Source organism: Actinoplanes sp. NPDC048791 (assembly GCF_040650095.1).
GTDB lineage: Bacteria > Actinomycetota > Actinomycetes > Mycobacteriales > Micromonosporaceae > Actinoplanes.
Map to the genome: position 1 here is coordinate 1 of NZ_JBEZGQ010001584.1, position 1,357 is coordinate 1,357.

Genomic DNA, 1,357 nt, shown 5'->3' on the forward strand with positions numbered 1-1,357 from the left:
TCGAGCTCGGCCAGCTCTCGCGCGGCCGGGGCGAGCAGCGCGGCGAGGATCGCTTCCTTGCTGTCGAAGTGGTAGAGCAGCGTCGCCTTGGAACAGCCCACTTCCGCGGCGATGTCCTGCAGGGACGTGCCCTTGAAGCCGGCGCGGTAGAACAGCTCCGCGGCGACGGTGAGGATCTCGTCGCGTGTCCGGGTACGGGCCATGCCGACCAGCATGCCTGACCGATCGGTCAGAAGCTGGCCGATCGGTCAGGAAGTGATCGAGATTACGCTGCGCTACACCGAGGCGAGATAGCGCTCGGCGGCTTCGGGCGTCATGAACCAGCGGTCCAGGTCGGTCGGGTCCGAGAAGGCGTCGGCGAACCGGGACGCCACGGTGGGGTTGCCCGCTGCCGCGCCGAGTATGCGTTGCACGTGCGGCGGCAACGGCTGGAGCATCGCGTTGGTCCAGTCGGTGACCGCGCGGGCGGTCGAGGACCAGAACGCCTCGGCCGTGTCGCGCATCCACTGCTCGTCGAACGGCCGGTCACCCCGCTCGCGGATCGCGGTCAGGTAGGCGGTGGCGCACTTGGCCGCGGTGTTGGCGCCCTGGCCGGTGATCGGGTCATTGGCCAGCACCACATCGGCCATGCCGAGCACCGCCGTCCCGCCGTCGAGTCGGGCGACCGGCTCGCGCACGACCGGTGCGTACCGGCCGTGCAGGGTGGCCCGGGCGTCGGTGAGCTCGACGTGGCGGGCGCGCTCGGCGACCCAGGGCACGTACCGGCCGGCCAGGTCGAGGGTCAGGGCCAGATGCTCGGCGGGGTCCATCGGGGCGGAACCCGTCCACCGGTCGACCGGGCCACCGGGCACGGCCTCCCAGAACAGGATGTCGCAGGGGCCGGTCAGGGTCAGCGCGGGGATGACGAACAGCTCGCCCAGCCCGGGCACGGCGTGGAAGCCGATGTGCGGTGCCGGGAAGTCCGGGTCGGGCTCGAGGCCGTGCACGTACGCGACGGCGAGCCCCCGTTGTGGCGCGTCGTGGACCGAGCGCCGCGGGTCGCGGTCGAAGATGGACACCAGGTCGCCCCGGCCGGCCGCGATGACGGTCAGGTCGTGACGCGCGGCGAGCGCTGCCAGCTCCCCCGCCTCGACCGAGCGGTATTCCACCGTCACACCGCGCTGCTCGGCCAGCTCCAGCCAGGCCGCCATCTTGAGGCGCTGGTCGACGCTGCGGCCGGGGTGGCTGAGCCGGGCGTTGAAAGCAAGGGCCTGCTCGCCGGGCGGGGCGGACAGGGTGATCCGGAAGCCCTCGAAGGCCGGCGCCTGCTCGCCCCAGAGGTCGAGGCCGAGGGCCCGCTCGGTCTCCAGCGCGTCGT

The 1,357-nt window shown here is 72.5% G+C and carries 2 protein-coding genes; both read right to left on the reverse strand.

What is annotated here, in order from left to right:
- Nucleotides 1-203 (reverse strand): helix-turn-helix domain-containing protein (locus AB0C29_RS48690; RefSeq protein WP_360835209.1); only part of this gene is annotated, 203 nt, incomplete at its 3' end.
- A gap of 72 nt (nt 204-275) precedes the next feature.
- A partial coding sequence (locus tag AB0C29_RS48695; RefSeq protein WP_360835211.1) for a styrene monooxygenase/indole monooxygenase family protein occupies nt 276-1,357 on the reverse strand: 1,082 nt, incomplete at its 5' end.